Source organism: Thermocladium sp. ECH_B (genome assembly GCA_001516585.1).
In the GTDB taxonomy this organism is placed as follows: Archaea; Thermoproteota; Thermoprotei; order Thermoproteales; family Thermocladiaceae; genus Thermocladium.
This window is the reverse complement of sequence record LOBW01000143.1, coordinates 1-1,398: the sequence shown is the minus strand read 5'-3', so window position 1 is coordinate 1,398 and position 1,398 is coordinate 1. Positions and strand designations below refer to the sequence as shown.

Sequence of the window (1,398 nt, the reverse complement as noted above, 5' to 3'; positions counted from 1 at the left end):
ACTCATACTTATCATCAATGCTCCTAAAGCCCCTATAGTATAATGGATTTATGGGCAACTTATTGCCTAGGGTATAGTCCCACACATCCCTCTCCGTGAATTGCAGTATCGGGTGAACCCTAATGTGTAGTGGCTTCTCGCGCCTACTGAAGAATACCTCACCAGCCCTCGCCGGGTTCTCATCCCACCTAATACCAATGAAAACGCCATCATACCCACCCTCACCAATGAACTCCAGGAGAGGCACGGTCTTAAGCAGGTGGTTAGCGGCCACATTGTTCAGGCTATAGGTGAACTCGGGCTTACCGTCTCTCCGGAGGCGGTAGGCGTTAGCCCGCCGTCTCCTTCTCGACGGTCTCCCTGGGGTCGCTCACCGCAGTGGCTCCCCAACGGTCGCCAGGGCTTCCCAGCCACTACGGATCTTGAAAACCCAGGGTAACCAATTAAGAGTATTGAGAAGTATTGAGAATAGATTTATAAATCCTTTGAAATTTAAACACCAATGAATATGAGTAACCGTAAATAATAATGAAGACAGAAACACCCCTCAGCCTATCTACCAACATCTCCGGTGTATGCCGCTACCCTTGGCTTAAGCATTGCCTCTGGGGGTCTATGGCAGTAGACCGTTACGCCTGTAACCCTATCCCCAAGTCCCATTTCGAAGAGAGTTTCCGTGATTGATGGGCTTAGGGACACTATTCTCTTTGGCTTATCAGGCAGCTCCACGGCCTCACCCATAACCTCGCTGAACACCCTCACGGCGCTGGGCACTAATCCTACTTTTAAAGCAACACCACAAAGATAATAAAACCAACCACACAACCCAACCATGGCCTACTCAGATAGGGTTAGGGGATTGCTTGGTGGGGTTGGTGAGTTTAGTAGGGTTAGGATTCACCTTAAGGATGGGTCAGTCCTGGAGGGTATGATACTGCCCAGGCCGGAGGTTGGAGACCCCGATGTCCTACTGGTTAAGCTTGAGAATGGTTATAATGCTGGGATACACGTGGACAGGATCCTTAAGGTTGAGGCCCTGGGTAAGTATGAACCACCGAGGGTTGAGGTGCCGCCCTACGGTGTAGTGTCCTCCTATCCCTCTCAGTGTAGAGGAAGAACTCGCTCCTAACCACCCTACCACTACCGTTATCAAGCTCGGAGAGCAGCCTAAACAATGATTCAACATCCTCAACACCATATGCATAAAACGCCTGCTGCCCATCCCTAAACGTCGTGTCTGTTATGTAAAGTTCACTGGGCGTGTCAGGCTCAACATTGATGCCGTCGAAGAGGAGCCTTGGGGGCATGGGCCAGTTACCAGGCCTAAACTCAACCTCACTGAATTCTAAACCCTCCCCCTAAGCACCTTTAACAATCCATCCCGGGAGTCCCTAACCT

General features: G+C 50.6%; 2 protein-coding genes and 1 pseudogene. 1 reads left to right on the top strand and 2 read right to left on the bottom strand.

Translation table 11 applies throughout. The annotated features are described in order from the left end of the window. Positions 1-295: pseudogene (locus AT710_09810) on the bottom strand. A gap of 257 nt (positions 296-552) precedes the next feature. Continuing rightward, the gene (locus AT710_09805) at positions 553-762 is read right to left on the bottom strand and encodes a hypothetical protein (GenBank protein ID KUO89726.1); all 210 of its coding nucleotides are present in this window, start codon (positions 760-762) and stop codon (positions 553-555) included. Positions 763-832: 70 nt separating this feature from the next. On the opposite strand from AT710_09805, the gene AT710_09800 reads away from it, so the two are divergent. Further along, positions 833-1,129, top strand: coding sequence for a hypothetical protein (locus tag AT710_09800; protein ID KUO89725.1), 297 nt, complete (start codon positions 833-835; stop codon positions 1,127-1,129). Positions 1,130-1,398: the final 269 nt, after the last annotated feature.

What these genes read in the sequence shown, in the direction of transcription:
- AT710_09800 (KUO89725.1), top strand. Translation starts at nt 833, where the DNA reads ATGGCCTACTCAGATAGGGTTAGGGGATTGCTTGGTGGGGTTGGTGAG.